This is a genomic window from Methylobacterium endophyticum (genome assembly GCF_050591105.1).
Lineage (GTDB): Bacteria > Pseudomonadota > Alphaproteobacteria > Rhizobiales > Beijerinckiaceae > Methylobacterium.
On the sequence record NZ_JBNHES010000016.1, the window covers coordinates 55,686 to 74,378 of the forward strand.

Genomic DNA, 18,693 nt, shown 5'->3' on the forward strand with positions numbered 1-18,693 from the left:
TTTCCAGGCGAATTCTATTCGCTACTCACTACTTGCTATTCGCCAAACATCGAAAAACAAGGAGTTACCACAATGTCCCTCAAGATTCGCCTCACCCGTGGTGGCGCCAAGAAGCGCCCGTACTACCGCATCGTCGTCGCCGACGCCCGCGCTCCCCGCGACGGCCGCTTCATCGACAAGGTCGGCGCCTACGACCCGATGAAGGCCAAGGACGATCCGGCCCGCATCGTGCTCGACAACGAGAAGATCGCGTCCTGGCTCGCCAAGGGCGCCCAGCCGACCGACCGCGTGCTGCGCTTCCTCGATGCCGCCGGCCTCGCCAAGCGTCCCGCCCGCAACAACCCGCAGAAGGCGGAGCCGGGCGAGAAGTCCAAGGAGCGCGCGGCCAAGCGCGCCGAGAAGGCCGGCGCCCCGGCCGAGGACGCCGCGGCCTGAGGCCCGGCGACCCAGAGAGGCAGAACCGCATGGCCCGCCGTCCCGCAGGCACGCCGCCGCGCGGCGACGGCACCCATCGCGCCCGCCCCGGCCGGGTCGGGGAGGGCGCGGAAACCTCCGCGCGTCCGAAACCGGCGGAGGTCGCCCCTCCGCCGGTCTCGCCCGACCCGACTCTCGTCCTCATGGGCGAGTTCGGCCGGGCGCAGGGGCTGAAGGGCGAGATTCGCCTGAAATCCTACACGGCCGACCCGCTCGGCATCGCCGGCTACGGGCCGTTGCAGGCCGCCGACGGTCGGCGCTTCGAGATCACCGATGTCCGCACCGCGCCGGGCGGAGCGGCCGACATGCTGGTCGCCCGTGTGCGCGGCGTCGTCGACCGCACGGGTGCCGAAAGTCTCAATCGCGTGGCGCTCTACGTGGCGCGGGACACACTCGGGACGCCGGAGGACGAGGACGAGTTCTTCGCCGCCGATCTCGTCGGGCTCGACGCGGTGGACGCGGAGGGCATCGCGGTGGGCTGCGTCCTGTCCGTGCCGAACTACGGCGGCGGCGACCTTCTGGAGATCGCCCCGGCCAAGGGCGGCCCGAGCGCGCTCCTGCCCTTCACCCGCGCCTTCGTGCCCAGCCTCGACATCCCCGGCCGCCGGATCGTGGTGGCGCTGCCGGAGGATTTCTTCGCACCCCCCGGTCCGAAGCCCGCCGACGATCCGGGCTGAGACCGGCTCACGACCCGCCTTTCGTCGGGTCTGTCCCGCGCCGCGACGCGATCCCGGCCGAGGCCGTCACTACGCAGGCGACGGCGAGCCATTGCAGGCCGGTCAGCCGCTCGCCGAGCACCGCCAGGGCGGCCAGCGCGGCGACGGCAGGCTCCAGGCTCATCAGAACGCTGAAGCTCTGCCGGTCGAGCCGGCGCAGGGCGAACATCTCGAGCGAATAGGGCAGCGCGCTCGACAGCACCGCCACGGCGAGCCCGATCCCGAGGACCGGCGGCGCGAGCAGGGCGGTTCCCGCCTCGGCCACCCCGAAGGGCACCACGACCAGCGCGGCGACGCTCATGCCGAGGGACACCGCGAGACCGCCGTCGACGCGGCCGGCGCGCTGGCCGGCGAGGATGTAGAACGCCCAGCACAGGCCCGCCGCGAGGGCCAGGGCCGCCCCCGCCGGATTGATCGCAGCGGACCCCGACAGGGGCAGCAGCAGGCCGAGCCCGAGCACCGCCAGTCCGATCCAGGCGAGATCGGACGGCCGGCGCGAGGAGGCGAGCGCCACGCCGAGGGGACCGACGAACTCGATCGCCACCGCGACCCCGAGGGGGATTGTGCGCAGCGACAGATAGAACAGCAGGTTCATGCCGCCGAGCACCACGCCGTAGAGGGCGATGGCAGCCATGTCGCGCAAGGGGACGACGCGGCGCCAGGGGCGCCAGACCGCGGTGAGGATCGCGGCCGAGAACCCCACCCGCAGGGCCGTCACCCCCGCCGCGCCGACGAGGGGAAACAGCGACTTCGCCAGGGCCGCCCCGCCCTGGATCGAGACCATGCCGGCGACGAGGGCGGCGACGGGCAGGAGCGGCGCGGACGGGCGCGCGCCGCCCGGCCACGGCCCGCTCACAGGATGAAGCGGCTGAGATCCGCGTTGGCGGCGAGGCTCTCGACCCGCGCCCGCACATAGGCGGCGTCGATGGTGACGGTCTCGCCCGAACGGTCGGTGGCGGTGAAGGAGATCTCGTCGATCACCCGCTCCAGCACCGTCTGGAGCCGGCGGGCGCCGATGTTCTCCACCGAGCCGTTCACCTCCACCGCCACCCTCGCCAGCGCGTCGACGGCATCGTCCGTGAAGGCGAGCGTCACGCCCTCCGTCTCCATCAGGGCCACGGTCTGCTTGAGGAGGCTCGCCTCGGTGGAGGTGAGGATCTGCTTGAAGTCCTCCACCGTAAGGGGCTGCAATTCCACGCGGATCGGGAGGCGGCCCTGCAACTCCGGCAGCAGGTCGGAGGGCTTCGAGACGTGGAAGGCGCCGGACGCGATGAAGAGGACGTGGTCGGTCTTCACCGGCCCGTGCTTGGTCGCGACGGTGGTCCCCTCGATCAGCGGCAGCAGGTCGCGCTGCACGCCCTCGCGGGAGACGTCGGCGCCGGAGCGGCCCTCGCGAGCGCAGATCTTGTCGATCTCGTCGAGGAAGACGATGCCGTTGTCCTCGACCTCGCGGATCGCCTCCTGCACCAGTGCGTCGGAATCGACGAGCTTGTCGGATTCCTCGGCCAGCAGCGGCGCGTAGGCGTCGCGCACGGTCATGCGGCGCGGCTTGCCCTTGCCGCCGGAGAACGCCTTGCCGAGCATGTCGCCGATATTGATCGCGCCCATGGAGGCGCCCGGAACGCCGGGAATCTCGAACATCGGCAGGCCCGGCGCCTGGGGGCCGGCGAGTTCGATCTCGACCTCCTTGTCGTCGAGCTGGCTGTCGCGCAGCTTCTTGCGGAAGCTCTCGCGGGTGGCCTGGCTCGCGGTCGGGCCGACCAGCGCGTCGAGAATGCGGGCCTCCGCCGCCGCCTCGGCCTTGGCCTTCACGGACTTGCGCTTCTCCTCGCGGCGCAGGCCGATGCCGACCTCGACGAGATCGCGCACGATCTGCTCCACGTCGCGGCCGACATAGCCGACCTCGGTGAACTTCGTCGCCTCGATCTTGAGGAACGGCGCTCCCGCGAGCCGGGCGAGGCGGCGGGCGATCTCGGTCTTGCCGCAGCCGGTGGGGCCGATCATCAGGATGTTCTTCGGCGCGACCTCCTCCCGCAGCGGCCCTTTGAGCTGCTGCCTGCGCCAGCGGTTGCGCAGCGCGATGGCGACGGCGCGCTTGGCATCGTGCTGGCCGACGATGAAGCGGTCGAGTTCGGAGACGATCTCGCGGGGGGAAAAGCTGGTCATCGGTCTCCGATCGGGCGCGGCAGCCGGGCCGCGAGAGGGGCGGGGAGTGCGCGCAGGATAGCGCCGCGAAGGGGTGTCCAGGCGACGCTCAGCCCGAGCACGAACAGGCCGAGCGCCAGCAGGCTGAACGGAAGCGCCTTCCGCTCGAACCCCACCTCGCGGATCAGGGTGCCGAGCGCAACGCTCGCATAGACCAGGCCCGACACCAGGATCGCCCTGCGGTCGGTGACGAGCGCCACGAACGCGAGCAGCAGGACGAGACCGAGCCCGGCGAATGCCGTCCCGGAGGACATCTGAGCCATCGATGGCCGGAGGAAACCGAGCACCGGATGCACGATGAGCGGGGCCGCCAGCATGTGCAGCCAGAACGCGACGTCGGAGCGCCGGGTGACGCGCGCCGGATCGGACAGGTCGTAGCGCATGGCCAGGGCGAACACCGCCACGCCGAGGACCGCGAGGAAGACGTCGAGATACCGGGAGGCGAGGATCGGGAGCGCCGCCGAACCGAGCAGGACCACCATGGCCACCGCGGCGGCGGCGCCCGCCGCGACCGTTATCGGCACATGGAAACGCCGGTAGTGAAGGATCGCGCCGGCCAGCGCCGCCGTTGCCGCGGCCAAGGACGGCAGCACGTCGGCGCCGCGAGCGGGCAAGAAGGACCGGTCGCCGAGAAGCGTCGCGCTCGCGAGGAAGACGCCGGCGACGAAGGCCACGAGCAGGACGATGCTCGGAAGCGCCATGCGGCGGCGGCGCGAGAAGAGCTCGGCGAGGCCCCAGGCGATCGCTGCGACGCTTATCCAGCCGACCGTCTGCCCGGCGGTCTCGGCCGCGAGGCTGCAAACCGTCGTGAGAACGAGAAGCACCCCGATAGTGACGAAGATGTCGGCGAATCCCGTCAGGAAGCGGACATGCTCGTCGTCATCGGTGAAGTCGGGAGAGGCGGACGTCATCTCGCGCCCGAGGCCGGCCAGCGCGACGGCCTGAACCTCGGTGACGATCCCGCGCTCGACCGCGCGCCTCAGGAAATCCGCATCGACCAACGCATATGCCTCGGCGCCGCGCCCCCGACGATCGGCCGGCCAGGCCGTCCGTTGGGCACGCGCCAGGATCTAAGGGCAGCCGGCGGCGCTTTCCAGGCGGGAAGCGCCATTCCTCGCGTGAGACGGCGCGCCGGGCTCAGGCGGCGCGCACGCCGTCGACGAAGCGGGCCGCCTCGGTGCCGAGCGCGCTCGAGCGGCGCGACAGCTCGCTTGCCGCCGAAAGGACCTGCGATGCGCCCGAGCCCGCCTCCAGCGCCGCGCTCTGGACCATGGCGATGGTGCCGGTGACGGCCTGGGTGCCGCGTGCGGCGTCGCTGACGCTGCGCGCGATCTCCTGGGTGGCCACCTGCTGCTCCTCGACCGCCGCAGCGACGCCGATCGCGATCTGATGCACGGAGCCGATGGTGGCGCTGATCTCCTCGATGGCGCTCACCGTCTCGCGGGTGGCGTCCTGGATGGTGGCGATCTGCGCGGTGATCTGGTCGGTGGCCCGCGCCGTCTGGCTCGCCAGTTCCTTGACCTCGGAGGCGACGACCGCGAAGCCCCGTCCGGCCTCGCCGGCACGCGCCGCCTCGATGGTGGCGTTCAGCGCGAGCAGGTTGGTCTGGCCGGCGATGGAGGAGATCAGCGCCACGACCTCGCCGATGCCGGCGGCGCTTTGCGAGAGCATGCGGACGCGCTCGCTGGTGTGGCGGGCGCTGTCGACGGCCTTCGAGGCGGCGGCCGAGGTCTGCGTGACCTGCGAGCCGATCTCGTTGGCGGTGGCGGCGAGCTCCTCGGTGGCGGCGGCCACCGCCTCGACGTTCTGGGCGGTCTCGTTGGCGGCGGCCATCACCTCGTCCGACTGGGACTGGGTGCGGCGGGCGGTGTCGGCCATGGTGCGGGCGGTGGATTCCATCTCGACGGCCGAGGCGGCGAGATGCTCGACGAGCCCGCCGACATTGGTCTGGAAGGTATCGGCGAGGCGGCTCATCTCGGTGCGCTTGGCGGCCACCGAGCGGACGCTTTCCTGCTCCTGGGCCAGACGCACCTGCGCCGTCTCGCCCATGGCGGCGGCGAAGACCTGCATGCTGCGCCAGATCTCGCCGATCTCGTCGTTGCCGGGCTTCACCGCCGGCAGGTCGGTATGGCCGCCGGCGAGGCGCTTGATCGCGTCGGAGACCGCGCCCAGGGGCTTAGCCACCTGGTTGTGGCCGACGAAGCCGCCGACGAGCAGGCATCCGAGGGTGCCGCCGATGGCGAGCGCGATGAGCAGGATCAGGCGCTGCTTGAACAGCGCCTCCGTCTCGCGGTCGATCTCGGCCATGTAGGCGCTGCCGCGCGCCACCAGCTCGTCGACGCTGGCCTGGAAGGCCTTCCGGTTCGTCCGGTTGTCGACGTTGAAGCCGAGCTCGGCGGCGAGCTTGGGCGAGACCTCGGCGCCGCTGCGCGCGATCTCGAGCCTCAACGCGGTGAAGGCCGCCGCGTCCTTGAGCACCTTGTCGAAGAGCGGCCTGTCGGCCTCGGCGACGATGGGCGCCCAGGTCTTGAGCAGAGCGTTCATGGAGTCGAGCCGCTTGACGATGCCCTCGGAGAAGACCTTCGCCTCGGCGGTGGTCGCGGAGGCGTAGATGCCGCGGGATTCGACGACCACGTCGGTCACGATGCGGTTGAGGTTCGCCGCGTTCAGCGCGCGGGTGGAGCTTAAGCGCACGTCGGCGATCGCATCGTTGAAGGTGTCGAGGGTGGTGATGCCGATGCCGGTGACGCTCAGCGTCAACAGGCTGCACGCGCCGACATAGGCGAACAGCTTCGTCTTGATCTTCATGAACCGGCCCTCACGCGGTGGCCGGACACTAATGAGATACGGTCAAGGAGCCGTTAACGGCGGATTTCCTCTCATGCCGGGGCGTCGAGGCTCTCGATGACGAGATTTCCATTGGTGTAGACGCAGATTTCGGCCGCGATCCCGAGGGATCGCCGGACGATCGTCTCTGCGTCGTGCGCGCTGTCCTCCAGCGCGCGGGCGGCGGCGAGCGCGTAGTTGCCGCCGGAGCCGATGGCCATCACGCCGCTCTCCGGCTCCAGCACGTCGCCGCCGCCGGACAGGAGCAGGCTCACGTCCCTGTCCGCCACCAGCATCATCGCCTCGAGCCGCCGCAGGTAGCGGTCGGTCCGCCAGTCCTTGGTCAGCTCGACGCAGGCACGGGTGAGCTGGCCGGGATACTGGTCGAGCTTGCCCTCCAGCCGCTCGAACAGGGTGAAGGCGTCCGCCGTCGCCCCGGCGAAGCCGCCGATCACCGTGCCCTTGGCGAGGCGGCGCACCTTGCGGGCGTTGCCCTTCACGATGGTCTGCCCGAGGCTGACCTGCCCGTCGCCGCCGATGACGACGCTGCCGCCCTTGCGGACCATCAGGATGGTGGTGGCATGCATGCGGGGCGGGCCGGATTCGTCGTGAGCCAAAGCGGTCTCCGGTCTTCGAACGGGTGATGTCTGGCAGGTAAGGCGACCTCGGACGAAATGCCATCGCCTACGCCGCCGGTCCTCCGCTGAAATCGCCTCTTGACGGGAAGGCCCGAAAGGGTGCGAACCGCGCCGGCAACGCATGCATCACAGGAGCCCGCCATGCCGCCTCTGTCGGATCTCTCGCAGGACGCCCTCGAAGGGCTGCGCGCGCGCCTGCGGGAGGACTACGCCGCCCTGAAGGGGCGCGGGCTCAAGCTCGACATGACCCGCGGCAAGCCCTCGCCGGAGCAGCTCGACCTCGCCGAGGCCATGCTGGCGCTGCCCGGCAACCGCGACACCACCGCCGAGGACGGCACCGACGCGCGCAACTACGGCAACCTCCAGGGCCTGCCGGAGACGCGCGCCCTGTTCGCGCCGGTGCTCGGCGCGCCGGCCGATCAGGTGGTGATCGCCAACAATTCGAGCCTCGCGCTGATGCACGACGTGCTCGTGTACGCGCTGCTGAAGGGCGTGCCGGGCGGCAAGGGTCCGTGGTCGAAGGAGGAGCCGATCGCGTTCCTCTGCCCGGTGCCGGGCTACGATCGCCATTTCACCCTCTGCGAGGGCTTCGGCATCCGCATGATCCCGGTCGAGATGATGGGCGAGGGGCCGGACATGGACGCGGTCGAGGCCGCCGTCGCCGATCCGGCCGTGAAGGGCATCTGGTGCGTGCCCCAGTATTCGAACCCCAGCGGCGAGACCTATTCCGCCGAGACCGTCCGCCGCTTGGCCGCGATGAAGACCGCCGCGCCCGATTTCCGGCTCCTGTGGGACAACGCCTATGTCGTCCACCACCTGACGGACACCCGGCCGGCGCTGCCGAACATCCTCGACGCCTGCACTGACGCCGGCAACCCGGACCGCGCCATCGTCTTCGCCTCGACCTCGAAGGTGACGATCGCGGGCGCGGGGCTCGCCATGCTGGCCTCCTCGCCGGGCAATGTCCGCTGGTATCTGGCGCAGGCGGGGCGTCGCAGCATCGGGCCGGACAAGCTGAACCAGCTCCGGCATGTCCGCTTCCTGCGCGACGCCGCCGGCATCGCGGCGCATATGGAGCGGCACCGCGCCCTCATCGGCCCGAAATTCGAGGCGGTGGAGGCGGCCTTCTCCGCGCGGCTCGACGGCCACGGCGTCGCCCGCTGGAGCCGGCCGCTCGGCGGCTACTTCGTCACGCTCGACGTTGCCGAGGGCACCGCCGGGCAGGTAGTCGCGCTCGCCAAGGAGGCGGGGATCGCGCTCACCCCCGCCGGCGCCACCCACCCTTACGGCCGCGACCCGCACGACCGCACCCTGCGCATCGCGCCGACCTTCCCGACGCTCGACGACGTCCGCGCGGCGGCCGAGGGCGTGGCGCTGTGCACGCTGCTGGCGGCCTGCGAGGCGCGGCTCGCGGGCTGAATCCCTCGAGCCTGTCGGGCGCTTCCGGAAGCGCCCGACAGGCTCTCGGTCATTGTTCGCTGTCTGTCCGGACGGAGAACCGGAGGCCACTTCTCCCGGACATACTCTACACCACCACCGTGATCGAGGCGGCGGCCCGCGTCAGACCGGTATAGAGCCAGCGGGCGCGGTGCTCGCGGAAGGCGAAGCTCTCGTCGAACAGGACCACGTCGTCCCATTGCGAGCCCTGCGCCTTGTGCACGGTGAGGGCGTAGCCGTAGGTGAACTCGTCGGTCTCGCGCTTGAGAGAGGCCGGGATCTCCTCCTCCGAACCCGCGATCACGGCGCGCAGGACCTTGATGTCTGTGGCGCGGCGGCGCAGCGCCGGGTCGTCCTCGGGCACCACGTCGAGGCGGATCGTGTCGGGGCGGGGCGGAGCGCGCAGGGCCTGCACCGTCCAGGTCGAACCGTTGAGCAGGCCCTTGGTGCGGTCGTTCCTGAGGCAGACGAGCTTCTCGCCCACCGCCGGCATCGGGTCGACATGGCCGGCCATCTCGCGCAGGCGGTTGTTGTAGAGCCGGCGCGTCCTGTTCATGCCGACGAGCACCTGGTCGGCATCGAGCACCGCCTCCGGGTCGAGGCTGCGTTTGGCCACGACGCGGCTGCGCCCATACTGGCCGATGCTGAGCCGGCCGCCCTCGCGCACGGTCATGGCCATGCGCACGATGGGGTCGTCGGCGGCCTGCCGGTGGACGTCCATGAGCATCATGTCCGGCTCGGCGTCGGTGAAGAAGCCGCCGCCGCGCACCGGCGGCAACTGGGCCGGATCGCCGAGCACGAGCACGGGCTTGCCGAAGGAGAGCAGGTCGTTGCCGAGATCGGAATCGACCATCGAGCACTCGTCGACGACGATGAGGTCGGCCTTGGCCGCCGCGCCCGCCCGGTTGAGGGTGAAGGTCGGTCCGCCCTCGTCGCCCTCCTTGGTGCGGTAGATCAGGGCGTGGATGGTGGAGGCGTCGGGACAGCCCTTCTGGCGCATCACCGAGGCGGCCTTGCCGGTGAAGGCGCCGAACACCACCGTGCCGTCGACATCCTCGGCGATGCGGCGCGCCAGAGTGGTCTTGCCGGTGCCGGCATAGCCGAACAGCCGGAACACCTGAGTGTCGCGGTCCCGCATCCAGCGCGCGATCGACCGCAGCGCGGCCTCCTGCTCGGGGGCGAACTTGGTCGGGACGGCCTCGCTCACGGCCAGCGCACCGTCGGCGGCAGGGAGGACAGGATCGAGGCGACGTTGCCGCCGGTCTTCAGGCCGAAGATGGTGCCCCGGTCGTAGAGCAGGTTGAACTCGACGTAGCGCCCGCGCCGGACCTGCTGCTCCAGCCGGTCCTCCTCCGTCCAGGGCAGGGCGAGGTTGCGCAGCACGATCTCGGGATACGCCTTGAGGAAGGCGCCGCCCACGTCGCGGGTGAAGGCGAGGTCCGCCTGCGCGTCCCCGGTCCAGTGGTAGTCGTAGAAGATGCCGCCGATGCCGCGCGGCTCGTTGCGGTGCTTGAGGTGGAAATACTCCTCGCACCAGGCCTTGTACTTCTCATAGTCGGCGGCCGGGGCGTGAGCCTCGCAGGCCTCCCGCATGCAGGCGTGGAAGTGGCGGGAATCGGGGTCGTCCTGGGTGCGGCGGCGCTCGAGCACCGGCGTGAGGTCGGCGCCGCCCCCGAACCACGCCTTCGTCGTCACCACGAAGCGGGTGTTCATGTGGACGGTGGGGACGTTCGGATTCCAGGGATGGGCGATCAGCGAGATGCCGGTGGCGAAGAAACGCGGGTCGTCCGCCGCCCCCGGCATCTGCGCCCGGAACTCGGGGGCGAACTCGCCGAACACGCTGGAGATATGCACGCCGGCCTTCTCGAAGACGCGGCCCTTCAGCATCGCCATGACGCCGCCACCACCCGGCTGCCCGGTATGGTCGGTGCGCTGCCAGGGCGTTTTTTCGAACTTTCCCGGCTCGGTGGGGGCGTCGGGGTGGAAGGGCCCCGCGACCTGATCCTCCAGGGTCTCCAGGGCGAGCACGATGCGGTCGCGCAGGGTCTCGAACCACGCGGCCGCCTCGCCCTTCAGCGCGGCGAGGTCGTCGTCGGAAGGGAGAGGGGCGGAGGGCGCGCGCGTCATGCCCGAGGCTTTCCCATCCGCGCGCGGACACGTCAATTCGCGCCGACCTGCCGCAGCGCCTCGCCGGCGATCATCGCGGCGGCCACGGCAACGTTGAGCGAGCGCATCCCGGCGCGGATCGGCACCACGACCCGCGCATCCGCCGCCGCGTGGACCGCCTCCGGGACGCCCGCCGACTCGCGGCCCATCAGGATGCAGTCGCCCTCGCGGAAGGCGAAGGCCGTGTAGGGCAGGGCGCCCGCCGTCGTCGCCAGCACGAGGCGCGTCCCGGCCTCCCGCCGCCAGGAGTCGAACGCCGCCCAGGAGGCATGGCGGGTCAGCGCGACATAGTCGAGATAATCGAGCCCAGAGCGGCGCAGGTGCCGGTCCGAGACGTCGAAGCCCGCCGGCTCTATGATCTCGACGGCGAGCCCCAGGCAGGCGGCCATGCGCAGCATCGTGCCGGTGTTCTGCGGGATGTCGGGCTGGTAGAGGGCGAGGCGGAGCAAGCGGTCTTCCCGGCTTCGGACGTCGAACGGCCCCGTTCGGCGAAAGGCGCCGCACAGGGGTGGGCTGCGCCTGGGGCATCGCCCACGGCTTGGCTCCAGGCTTGGCCCACGGTCAAGGACGCCTACATCTCGGGTTCCCCCCGAAACCGGACACCCCATGTTCCTCGATTGGATCGAGCGCAGGATCGACCCGTTCGCGCCCTTCGACGAGGAGCGCGTGCCGCCCGACACCGTGCTCGGTTTCGCGGCCTTCTACCTGCGCCCGATCCGGGGACCGCTGCTGGCGCTGTTCGTCATCGCTGTGATCGCGGGAAGCATCGAAGCGTCGCTCTATCTCTGGATGAGCTGGTTCGTGGACCTGCTCGGCACCACCGACCGGACGGCGCTCTGGGCCGATCACGGCGCCGCGCTGATGCTCGCGGCGGCGTTCATCCTGGTGGCGCGCCCCGTCTCGATCTGGCTGCACGAGGTGCTGTCGAACCAGCTCGTGGTGCCCCAGGCGACCAACCAGATCCGCTGGCGCACCCATCTCTACACGCTCGGGCATTCGCTCTCGTATTTCCAGGCGGACTTCGCCGGGCGGCTCGCGAACCGCGTCGTGCAGGCGGGGCCGGCCGTGCGCGAGCTCGCGGTCGTGTTCATCGATACGCTGCTCTACGTCGCGATCTACGCGGTCACGGCGGTCGGGCTCTTTTCCTCGATCTCGCGCTGGCTGGTGCTGCCGGTGGTGGTCTGGGTGCTGGCCTATGCCGCGCTCACCCGCTGGTTCGTGCCGCGCGCCCGCGAGCGCTCCCACGCCACCGCCGAGACCCGCTCGGCCCTGATCGGACGGGTGGTCGACAGCTACACCAACATCCTCACCGTGAAGCTCTTCGCCCGCACGCGGGAGGAGCGCGCCGCCGTGCGCGAGGCGGTGGAGCTCAACACCCGGACCTATCTGCACCAGTTCCGCCTCACGACCCTGACGACGACCCTGCTCGGGGTGCTCAACAGCCTCCTGCTGATCTCGACGGCCGGCGTCTGCCTGATGCTCTGGAGCCGCTCGGCCATGACCACCGGGGAGGGCGCCGCCGGCCTCGCCCTGGTGATGCGCCTCATCGCCATGTCGGGCTGGGTGATGCTGACCGTGCGCGGCGTGTTCGAGAACGTCGGCGTGATCCAGGAGAGCATGCAGACCATCTCGCGCCCGCACGCCATCACCGACGCGCCCGGCGCCGCCGCGCTGCGGGTGAGCGCGGGGGACGTGCGATTCGAGGAAGTCGACTTCCATTACGGGCGCGGCGACGCCACCGTCATCGAGAACCTGACCCTGCATCTGCGGCCGGGCGAGAAGGTCGGGCTCGTGGGCGTCAGCGGCGCCGGCAAGACCACGATCACCTCGCTGCTGCTGCGCCTCCACGACGTCGAGGGCGGCCGCATCCTGGTCGACGGGCAGGATATCGCCCATGTGACGCAGGACAGCTTGCGCGCCGCCATCGCCATGGTCTCGCAGGACACCTCGCTGCTGCACCGCTCGATCCGCGACAACATCGCCTACGGACGGCCCGAGGCGAGCATGGCGGAGATCGAGCGCGCGGCGGCGCTCGCCCAGGCCGACGGCTTCATCCGCGACCTCGTCGACCACAAGGGCCGGCGCGGCTACGACGCTCAGGTCGGCGAGCGCGGGGTGAAGCTTTCGGGCGGCCAGCGCCAGCGCATCGCCATCGCCCGCGTGATCCTCAAGGACGCGCCGATCCTGATCCTCGACGAGGCCACCTCCGCCCTCGACAGCCAGGTCGAGGCGGCGATCCAGGAGAGCCTCGACACGCTGATGGCCGGCAAGACCGTGCTCGCCATCGCGCACCGGCTCTCCACCATCGCCGCCCTCGACCGGCTGGTGGTCATCGACAAGGGCCGGATCGTGGAGGAGGGCACCCACGCCGAGCTGGTCCGCAGCGGGGGGCTCTATGCCGGCCTGTGGGAACGGCAATCGGGCGGCTTCCTCGGAGACCGGGCTCCCGAGCGCCGGATTTCCGACGCGTTGCCCGGCTAGACACACCCCATCCTCCGCGCCGGCTCCGGGCCCGCGCGACACATCCATCGTTCGAGACCTCATCGTCATGACCGCACTCGGCCTCGCGGCGACCGCCGCGCGGGAACGGGCTCCCCTCCATCGGCCCTGGCTCGCGGAGCTGCGCGCCACCCTCGCGCTGTCGGCCCCCCTCGTCCTGACCAATCTCGCGCAGCACGGCCTCGTCACCGCCGACGTGGTGATCCTGGGCCGGCTCGGCGCGACCCCGCTCGCCGCCGCGACACTCGCGACGAGCCTCTACTTCCTGCTGTTCATCTGCGGCATCGGCCTGACCTCGGCGGTGGCGCCGCTGGTGGCGGAGGCGCTCGGGCGGGACCGGGGCCCGACGGACGAGCCCCGCCGCGTGGTCCGGGCCGGGATCTGGGCCGCCGCCCTCGTCAACCTGCCGCTGATGGCCGCGCTCTGGCACACGCAGGCGCTGCTCGAGGCGATCGGCGAGCCCCAGGAGCTGGCGGAGGCGGCCGGCACCTACATGCGCGCCCTGCAATGGGCGATGTGGCCGGCGCTGACCTTCATGGCGCTGCGCGGCGGATTCGCGGCGCTGGAGCGGCCCGGCTGGCCGCTGGCGGCGAGCCTCCTGGCGCTGCCGGTGAATGTCGGGCTCGCGGTGCTGCTCGCCTTCGACGGTCCGGGCCGGCTCGGCCTCGGCATCGCGGGGGTCGGCATCGCCACCGCCTGCTCGGCGGTGATCAGCCCGGCGCTGCTCTGCGGCGTGATCCTCTGGCACCCCTCGCTCAGGCCCTACCGCCTTCTGCACCGCGTCTGGCGGCTGGAGCCGTCGCGCCTTGCGGGGCTGTTCCGGCTCGGCCTGCCCATGGCCGCCACCGGGCTGGCGGAGGCGGGGCTGTTCGAGGCGGCGGCGCTGGGCATGGGCCTGTTCGGCGCGAGCCAGCTCGCGGCGCATGCCGTGGCGATCCAGATCGCGGCGATCTGCTTCATGGTGCCGAACGGCGTCGCCCAGGCCGCGACGGTGCGGGTCGGACTGGCGCTCGGCGCGCGCGACCGCGACGGCATCCGCCGTGCGGGACGGGCGGCGCTCGGCCTCGCGCTCGCCTTCATGAGCCTGTGTGCCTGCGTCCAGCTCGGCGCGCCGCGCGGCCTCGTCGGGCTCTTCCTCGACCTCGACGACGCCCGGAATGCCGCCGCCATCCCGATCGCCATCGGCTTCATCGGGCTCGCGGCCCTGTTCGCGGTGGCCGACGGCGTGCAGTCGGTGGCGCTCGAGATGCTGCGCGGCCTTCAGGACGCCCGCGTGCCCATGCTGATGGCGATCGGCGGCTATTGGGGAATCGGCGTGCCGCTCGGCGCCGCGCTGGCCTGGGGCGCCGGCCTGGAGGGCACCGGAATCTGGCTCGGCTTCTGCGCCGGGCTGTTCGTGGTGGCCGCGCTCCTCGTCGCCCGCTGGCACCGGCTGACGCGGGCCGTGCCGCGCGGGTGACAAGGCGGTGGGATGCAGCATCCCACCCTCCGGATCGGCTTGACTTCGGGCGACGCCCGGTCGCATTGCACAGTTTAGAACAATAACGCTTTGGTCCCTCGCCGGACCGCTCGCCCCGCGACCGCCGCCGCTCCCCCGGCACGGCACGGGACCTGGCCGTCAGCCTGCTTGGAGTCCTCGATCTTGGCGAACCCCAACGCCGCTACCCCCTCTTCGGTCGCCGACACCGCGCTGCCCGATAGCAGCCGCCGCGACTTCCTGTTCCTCGCCACCGGAGCGGGCCTCGCGGTCGGCGCCGGCGCGGTGGCCTGGCCCTTCGTCGCCTCCATGGCGCCGGACGCGGCCGTCATCGCGGCGGGCGCCCCGATCGACGTCGATCTCGCCCCGATCCAGCCGGGCCAGATCATCAACGTGTTCTGGCGCGGCAAGCTGATCTTCGTGCGCAACCGCTCCGAGAAGGAGATCAAGGAGGCGCAGGACGTGAAGCTCTCCGAGCTGATCGACCCTCAGGCCGATTCGGCGCGGGTGAAGGCGGGCCACGAGAAGTGGCTGGTGGTCTACGGCAACTGCACGCATCTCGGCTGCGTGCCCATCGGCCACCAGGGCCCCTACGAGGGCTGGTTCTGCCCCTGTCACGGCTCGCTCTACGACACCTCGGGCCGCGTACGCCGCGGCCCGGCGCCGTCGAACCTGCCGGTGCCCCCCTACAGCTTCGCCGGCGACACCAAGATCAAGATCGGCGAAGAGGCCCCCAAGGGCGGCAAGGAAGCCAAGGCGGCGTGAAGCCGCCAGACTTAGGGACAAAGGCGGCCTGAACCGCCAGACCAGGGATGAAGGCGGCCGTGAGGCCGCCGGACCGACGACGAGACGGCCCGACCGTCTTCGCACGCCACGCGGATCGAGCCCCGAGAACCGGATAGACTCATGAGCGCACACGGCAATTCCTACGTGCCCAAGAGCCGCTTGGCGAAGTGGTTCGAGAGCCGCCTTCCGCTGGTCGGCCTCGTCCACGGCTCGTTCATCGCCTATCCGGTGCCGCGCAACCTGAACTATTTCTGGACCTTCGGCGCGATCCTCTCCGCCATGCTCGGCGTCCAGATCATCACCGGCGTCTGGCTCGCGATGCATTACGAGCCCTCGGCGACGGGCGCCTTCAACTCCGTCGAGCACATCATGCGCGACGTGAACTACGGCTGGCTGCTGCGCTACGCGCACGCCAACGGCGCCTCGATGTTCTTCGTGGCCGTCTACGTGCACATCTTCCGGGCGCTCTACTACGGGTCCTACAAGGCCCCGCGCGAGATCCTCTACATCCTCGGCGTGATCATCTACCTGCTGATGATGGCCACCGCCTTCCTCGGCTACACCCTGCCGTGGGGCCAGATGAGCTTCTGGGGCGCCACCGTCATCACCAACATCCTGGCTGCGATCCCCGTGGTCGGCGACACCATCCAGAGCCTGCTCTGGGGCGGCTACTCGGTCGGCAACCCGACCATCAACCGCTTCTTCTCGCTGCACTTCCTGCTGCCCTGGATGATCGCCGGCGTCGTCGTGCTCCACGTCTGGGCGCTGCACGTCACCGGCCAGAACAACCCCGCCGGCATCCCGATCAAGTCGGGCAAGGACGCGGTCCCCTTCACGCCCTACGCCACGGTGAAGGACGTGTTCGCGACGGTGGTGTTCTTCATCCTGTTCGCGTGGATGATCTTCTACCAGCCGAACTATCTCGGCCACGCCGACAACTACGTCCCGGCCAACCCCGCCGTGACGCCGGCGCATATCGTGCCCGAATGGTACTTCCTGCCCTTCTACGCGATCCTGCGCGCGGTGCCGGACAAGCTCGGCGGCGTGGTGCTGATGTTCGGCGCGGTCATCATCCTCGCCTTCGCCCCCTGGCTCGACACCTCGCGGGTGCGCTCGGCGAACTATCGCCCGATCTACCGGCAGTTCTTCTGGGTGTTCTTCGCGGTCTGCATCGTGCTCGGCTGGCTCGGCGCCAAGCCCCCCGAAGGCGGCTACGTCATCGCGGCCCGCATCTGCACGGCCTACTACTTCGCCCACTTCCTGATCGTGATGCCGCTCTGCGGCCTGTTCGAGACGCCCAAGGCGCTGCCGGGCTCGATCCTGGAGAGCGTCACCGGGCCGGGCAAGCAGGTGGAGGGCAGGTCCGGCATGCCGGCGGGCGCCACCGCCGCGCCGACTACGAAGGGCTGAGGCGACAAGAGGCAATGGACGCGACCATGACATCCTCCCGCCTGCGTATCGCGAGCCGCCTCGCGGCCCCCGTTCTCGCGCTCGCGCTCCTCGGCGCCTCGGCCGTGCGCGCCGAGGACGAGGGCCACGCCACCCCGCAGCCGCCGCGCCAGAAATGGAGCTTCGCCGGCGCCTTCGGCAGCTTCGACGACGCGCAGCTCCAGCGCGGCTTCCAGGTCTACAAGGAGGTCTGCTCGGGCTGTCACAGCATGAAGCTGGTGAAGTTCCGCAACCTCGCCGAGGAGGGCGGTCCCGGCTATTCGGAGGCGCAGGTCAAGGCGCTCGCCGCCACCTACCAGATCAAGGACGGCCCCAACGATGCCGGCGACATGTTCGACCGGCCGGGGCGGCCGGCCGACGCCTTCCCGCCGCCCTTCCCGAACGACCAGGCGGCCGCCTCCGCCAATGGCGGCAAGGCCCCGCCGGACTTCTCGGTGCTCGCCAAGGCTCGCACCTTCGAGCGCGGCTTCCCCTGGTTCATCACCGACGTGATGCCCTTCTTCGGCTACTCGGAGCAGGGGGTGGACTACATCCACGCCATCCTCGACGGCTACGAGGAGGCGCCGCACGGCAAGGACGTCCCGGACGGCACGCATTACAACAAGTACTATCCCGGCCACCTGATCGCGATGCCCAAGCCCATCAGCGACGGGCAGGTGACCTACGCCAAGAACGACAAGGGCGAGCCGGTCGTGCCGGAGACGGTCGACCAGTACGCCAAGGACGTGGCGGCGTTCATGTTCTGGGCGGCCGAGCCGCATATGGAGGCCCGCAAGGCGCTCGGCTTCCGGGTGATCCTGTTCCTGATCCTGCTCTCCGCGGGCCTCTACTACGTGAAGAAGCGGATCTGGTCGCAGGTCGGCGGCGAGGTCCACGGCCTCCAGCCGGAGCTGCACAAGGCGTCCTGAGCACGCCGAAACGCGAGCGCGAACGATACGGCCGGGCCCCTTCGCGGGGCCCGTTCCGTTTCCGCCGGCCGGCTGTTGCGTCGGGGCCGCTTTCGGCCACGGCCCGGCGTGCTAACCCTGCGGCCCGAGACCACGACCGGCGGGACGACGGCCGGCGGGACGGCGGCACCAGCGAGACGGAGACGAAGCATGGCGGCAGCGGTCCTCGGCGTGATCGGCGGCTCGGGCGTCTACGACCTTCCCGGCCTGGAGGACGTTCGCGAGGAGGCCGTCGCCTCCCCCTGGGGCGAGCCCTCGGACGCGCTGCGTATAGGCCGGATCGGGCGGACCAAGGTGGTCTTCCTCGCCCGCCACGGGCGCGGACACCGGCTCTCGCCCTCCGGCATCGACTACCGCGCCAATATCGACGTGCTGAAGCGCGCGGGCGTCACCGACCTCGTGGCGCTCTCCGCCTGCGGCTCCTTCCGCAACGAGCTGCATCCGGGCCTGTTCGTGCTGGTGGACCAGTTCGTAGACCGCACCCATGGCCGCGCCTCGTCCTTCTTCGGCAACGGCTGCGTCGCCCATGTGCCCCTGTCCCATCCCGTCGGCCCGGCGCTCCAGAAGCGCATCGCCGCCGCCGCCGAGGCGGAGGAGATCGCGGTCCATCGCGGCGGCACCTATGTCTGCATGGAGGGCCCGCAATTCTCGACGCTGGCCGAATCGAAGACCTACAAGGCCCTGGGCTACGACGTGATCGGCATGACCAACATGCCCGAGGCCAAGCTCGCCCGCGAGGCCGAGATCACCTATGCCACCATCGCGATGGTCACGGATTTCGACTGCTGGCATCCGAGCCACGACAGCGTGGACGTCGCCTCGGTGATCGCGGTGGCGCGCGCCAATGCCGACCGGGCCGCCCGCCTCGTCGCGCGCCTCGCCCGCGACTTCCCGGCCGAGCGCGAGGACTGCCCGGCGGGCTCCCACCGCGCCCTCGACGGCGCCATCATGACCGCGCCGGCGCAGCGCGATCCGGCCCTCGTCGCCAAGCTCGACGCGATCGCCGGCCGGGTGCTGCACGGATGAGGTGGCCGCGGTGACGTTATTCGTCGCGCGACACTTCCCCAAAGCGG

At 70.8% G+C, this 18,693-nt stretch carries 17 protein-coding genes; 9 read left to right on the forward strand and 8 right to left on the reverse strand.

Annotation, left to right across the window (positions count from 1 at the left end; translation table 11 throughout):
• The first annotated feature begins 72 nt into the window (after nt 1-72).
• Both rpsP and rimM read left to right on the forward strand, forming a co-directional pair.
• Nucleotides 73-435 carry a 30S ribosomal protein S16 gene (rpsP, locus tag ACP56T_RS17010; protein WP_430913334.1) on the forward strand — a complete coding sequence of 121 codons (363 nt, stop codon included), beginning with the start codon at nt 73-75 and terminating at the stop codon, nt 433-435.
• Between the two features lie 29 nt (nt 436-464).
• Nucleotides 465-1,151: a ribosome maturation factor RimM gene (gene rimM, locus ACP56T_RS17015; RefSeq protein WP_430913335.1), complete on the forward strand. Its 687-nt coding sequence runs from the start codon at nt 465-467 to the stop codon at nt 1,149-1,151.
• Between the two features lie 7 nt (nt 1,152-1,158).
• On the opposite strand, the gene ACP56T_RS17020 is transcribed toward rimM, so the two are convergent.
• From ACP56T_RS17020 to hslV, 5 genes are all read right to left on the reverse strand, one after another.
• On the reverse strand, nt 1,159-1,974 hold the full coding sequence (locus tag ACP56T_RS17020; RefSeq protein ID WP_430913398.1) for an EamA family transporter: 816 nt from the start codon (nt 1,972-1,974) through the stop codon (nt 1,159-1,161).
• Nucleotides 1,975-2,042: 68 nt separating this feature from the next.
• The gene (hslU, locus tag ACP56T_RS17025; RefSeq protein ID WP_430913336.1) at nt 2,043-3,356 is read right to left on the reverse strand and encodes an ATP-dependent protease ATPase subunit HslU; all 1,314 of its coding nucleotides are present in this window, start codon (nt 3,354-3,356) and stop codon (nt 2,043-2,045) included.
• Nucleotides 3,353-4,396, reverse strand: a complete 1,044-nt coding sequence (locus ACP56T_RS17030; protein WP_430913337.1) for a hypothetical protein — start codon at nt 4,394-4,396, stop codon at nt 3,353-3,355. Before ACP56T_RS17030 ends, hslU begins: the two co-directional genes overlap by 4 nt.
• A 136-nt stretch (nt 4,397-4,532) precedes the next feature.
• Nucleotides 4,533-6,203: a methyl-accepting chemotaxis protein gene (locus ACP56T_RS17035; RefSeq protein WP_430913338.1), complete on the reverse strand. Its 1,671-nt coding sequence runs from the start codon at nt 6,201-6,203 to the stop codon at nt 4,533-4,535.
• Nucleotides 6,204-6,274: 71 nt separating this feature from the next.
• Nucleotides 6,275-6,808: an ATP-dependent protease subunit HslV gene (gene hslV / locus ACP56T_RS17040; RefSeq protein ID WP_430913399.1), complete on the reverse strand. Its 534-nt coding sequence runs from the start codon at nt 6,806-6,808 to the stop codon at nt 6,275-6,277.
• A gap of 192 nt (nt 6,809-7,000) precedes the next feature.
• Here hslV and ACP56T_RS17045 point away from each other — a divergent pair, with 192 nt between their 5' ends.
• On the forward strand, nt 7,001-8,278 hold the full coding sequence (locus ACP56T_RS17045) for an aspartate aminotransferase type Ic (RefSeq protein WP_430913339.1): 1,278 nt from the start codon (nt 7,001-7,003) through the stop codon (nt 8,276-8,278).
• A 106-nt stretch (nt 8,279-8,384) separates the two neighbouring features.
• On the opposite strand, the gene ACP56T_RS17050 is transcribed toward ACP56T_RS17045, so the two are convergent.
• From ACP56T_RS17050 to ACP56T_RS17060, 3 genes are read right to left on the reverse strand one after another with little or no spacing between them, the layout of a single operon-like run.
• A complete protein-coding gene (locus ACP56T_RS17050; RefSeq protein ID WP_430913340.1) occupies nt 8,385-9,503 on the reverse strand; it encodes an ATP-dependent DNA helicase in 1,119 nt (372 codons plus the stop codon).
• Complete coding sequence (gene hemF / locus ACP56T_RS17055; RefSeq protein ID WP_430913341.1) at nt 9,500-10,423, reverse strand: oxygen-dependent coproporphyrinogen oxidase; 924 nt, start codon at nt 10,421-10,423, stop codon at nt 9,500-9,502. The genes ACP56T_RS17050 and hemF overlap by 4 nt, the downstream gene beginning before the upstream one ends.
• A gap of 32 nt (nt 10,424-10,455) precedes the next feature.
• The gene (locus ACP56T_RS17060) at nt 10,456-10,911 is read right to left on the reverse strand and encodes a tRNA (cytidine(34)-2'-O)-methyltransferase (RefSeq protein WP_430913342.1); all 456 of its coding nucleotides are present in this window, start codon (nt 10,909-10,911) and stop codon (nt 10,456-10,458) included.
• Nucleotides 10,912-11,068: 157 nt separating this feature from the next.
• Between ACP56T_RS17060 and ACP56T_RS17065 the strand changes: the two genes are divergently transcribed.
• The 6 genes from ACP56T_RS17065 to ACP56T_RS17090 all read left to right on the forward strand — a co-directional run bounded on the left by ACP56T_RS17065 (nt 11,069) and on the right by ACP56T_RS17090 (nt 18,646).
• Entirely contained in the window at nt 11,069-12,943 is a 1,875-nt protein-coding gene (locus ACP56T_RS17065) for an ABC transporter ATP-binding protein (protein WP_430913343.1), read from the forward strand.
• A 67-nt stretch (nt 12,944-13,010) separates the two neighbouring features.
• Complete coding sequence (locus tag ACP56T_RS17070) at nt 13,011-14,420, forward strand: MATE family efflux transporter (RefSeq protein WP_430913345.1); 1,410 nt, start codon at nt 13,011-13,013, stop codon at nt 14,418-14,420.
• Between the two features lie 183 nt (nt 14,421-14,603).
• Complete coding sequence (gene petA, locus ACP56T_RS17075; protein WP_430913346.1) at nt 14,604-15,203, forward strand: ubiquinol-cytochrome c reductase iron-sulfur subunit; 600 nt, start codon at nt 14,604-14,606, stop codon at nt 15,201-15,203.
• Nucleotides 15,204-15,344: 141 nt separating this feature from the next.
• Nucleotides 15,345-16,634, forward strand: coding sequence for a cytochrome b (locus ACP56T_RS17080; RefSeq protein ID WP_430913347.1), 1,290 nt, complete (start codon nt 15,345-15,347; stop codon nt 16,632-16,634).
• A gap of 26 nt (nt 16,635-16,660) precedes the next feature.
• Nucleotides 16,661-17,581 (forward strand): cytochrome c1, encoded by a 921-nt coding sequence (locus ACP56T_RS17085; RefSeq protein ID WP_430913348.1) that lies wholly within the window; start codon nt 16,661-16,663, stop codon nt 17,579-17,581.
• Nucleotides 17,582-17,770: 189 nt separating this feature from the next.
• Entirely contained in the window at nt 17,771-18,646 is an 876-nt protein-coding gene (locus ACP56T_RS17090) for an S-methyl-5'-thioadenosine phosphorylase (protein ID WP_430913349.1), read from the forward strand.
• Nucleotides 18,647-18,693: the final 47 nt, after the last annotated feature.

Bases quoted from the DNA above. Each gene is read 5' to 3' on its own strand.
- rpsP (WP_430913334.1), top strand. From the start codon at position 73: ATGTCCCTCAAGATTCGCCTCACCCGTGGTGGCGCCAAGAAGCGCCCG.
- rimM (WP_430913335.1), top strand. From the start codon at position 465: ATGGCCCGCCGTCCCGCAGGCACGCCGCCGCGCGGCGACGGCACCCAT.
- ACP56T_RS17020 (WP_430913398.1), bottom strand. From the start codon at position 1,974: ATGGTCTCGATCCAGGGCGGGGCGGCCCTGGCGAAGTCGCTGTTTCCC.
- hslU (WP_430913336.1), bottom strand. From the start codon at position 3,356: ATGACCAGCTTTTCCCCCCGCGAGATCGTCTCCGAACTCGACCGCTTC.
- ACP56T_RS17035 (WP_430913338.1), bottom strand. From the start codon at position 6,203: ATGAAGATCAAGACGAAGCTGTTCGCCTATGTCGGCGCGTGCAGCCTG.
- hslV (WP_430913399.1), bottom strand. From the start codon at position 6,808: ATGCATGCCACCACCATCCTGATGGTCCGCAAGGGCGGCAGCGTCGTC.
- ACP56T_RS17045 (WP_430913339.1), top strand. From the start codon at position 7,001: ATGCCGCCTCTGTCGGATCTCTCGCAGGACGCCCTCGAAGGGCTGCGC.
- hemF (WP_430913341.1), bottom strand. From the start codon at position 10,423: ATGACGCGCGCGCCCTCCGCCCCTCTCCCTTCCGACGACGACCTCGCC.
- ACP56T_RS17065 (WP_430913343.1), top strand. From the start codon at position 11,069: ATGTTCCTCGATTGGATCGAGCGCAGGATCGACCCGTTCGCGCCCTTC.
- ACP56T_RS17070 (WP_430913345.1), top strand. From the start codon at position 13,011: ATGACCGCACTCGGCCTCGCGGCGACCGCCGCGCGGGAACGGGCTCCC.
- ACP56T_RS17080 (WP_430913347.1), top strand. From the start codon at position 15,345: ATGAGCGCACACGGCAATTCCTACGTGCCCAAGAGCCGCTTGGCGAAG.
- ACP56T_RS17085 (WP_430913348.1), top strand. From the start codon at position 16,661: ATGACATCCTCCCGCCTGCGTATCGCGAGCCGCCTCGCGGCCCCCGTT.
- ACP56T_RS17090 (WP_430913349.1), top strand. From the start codon at position 17,771: ATGGCGGCAGCGGTCCTCGGCGTGATCGGCGGCTCGGGCGTCTACGAC.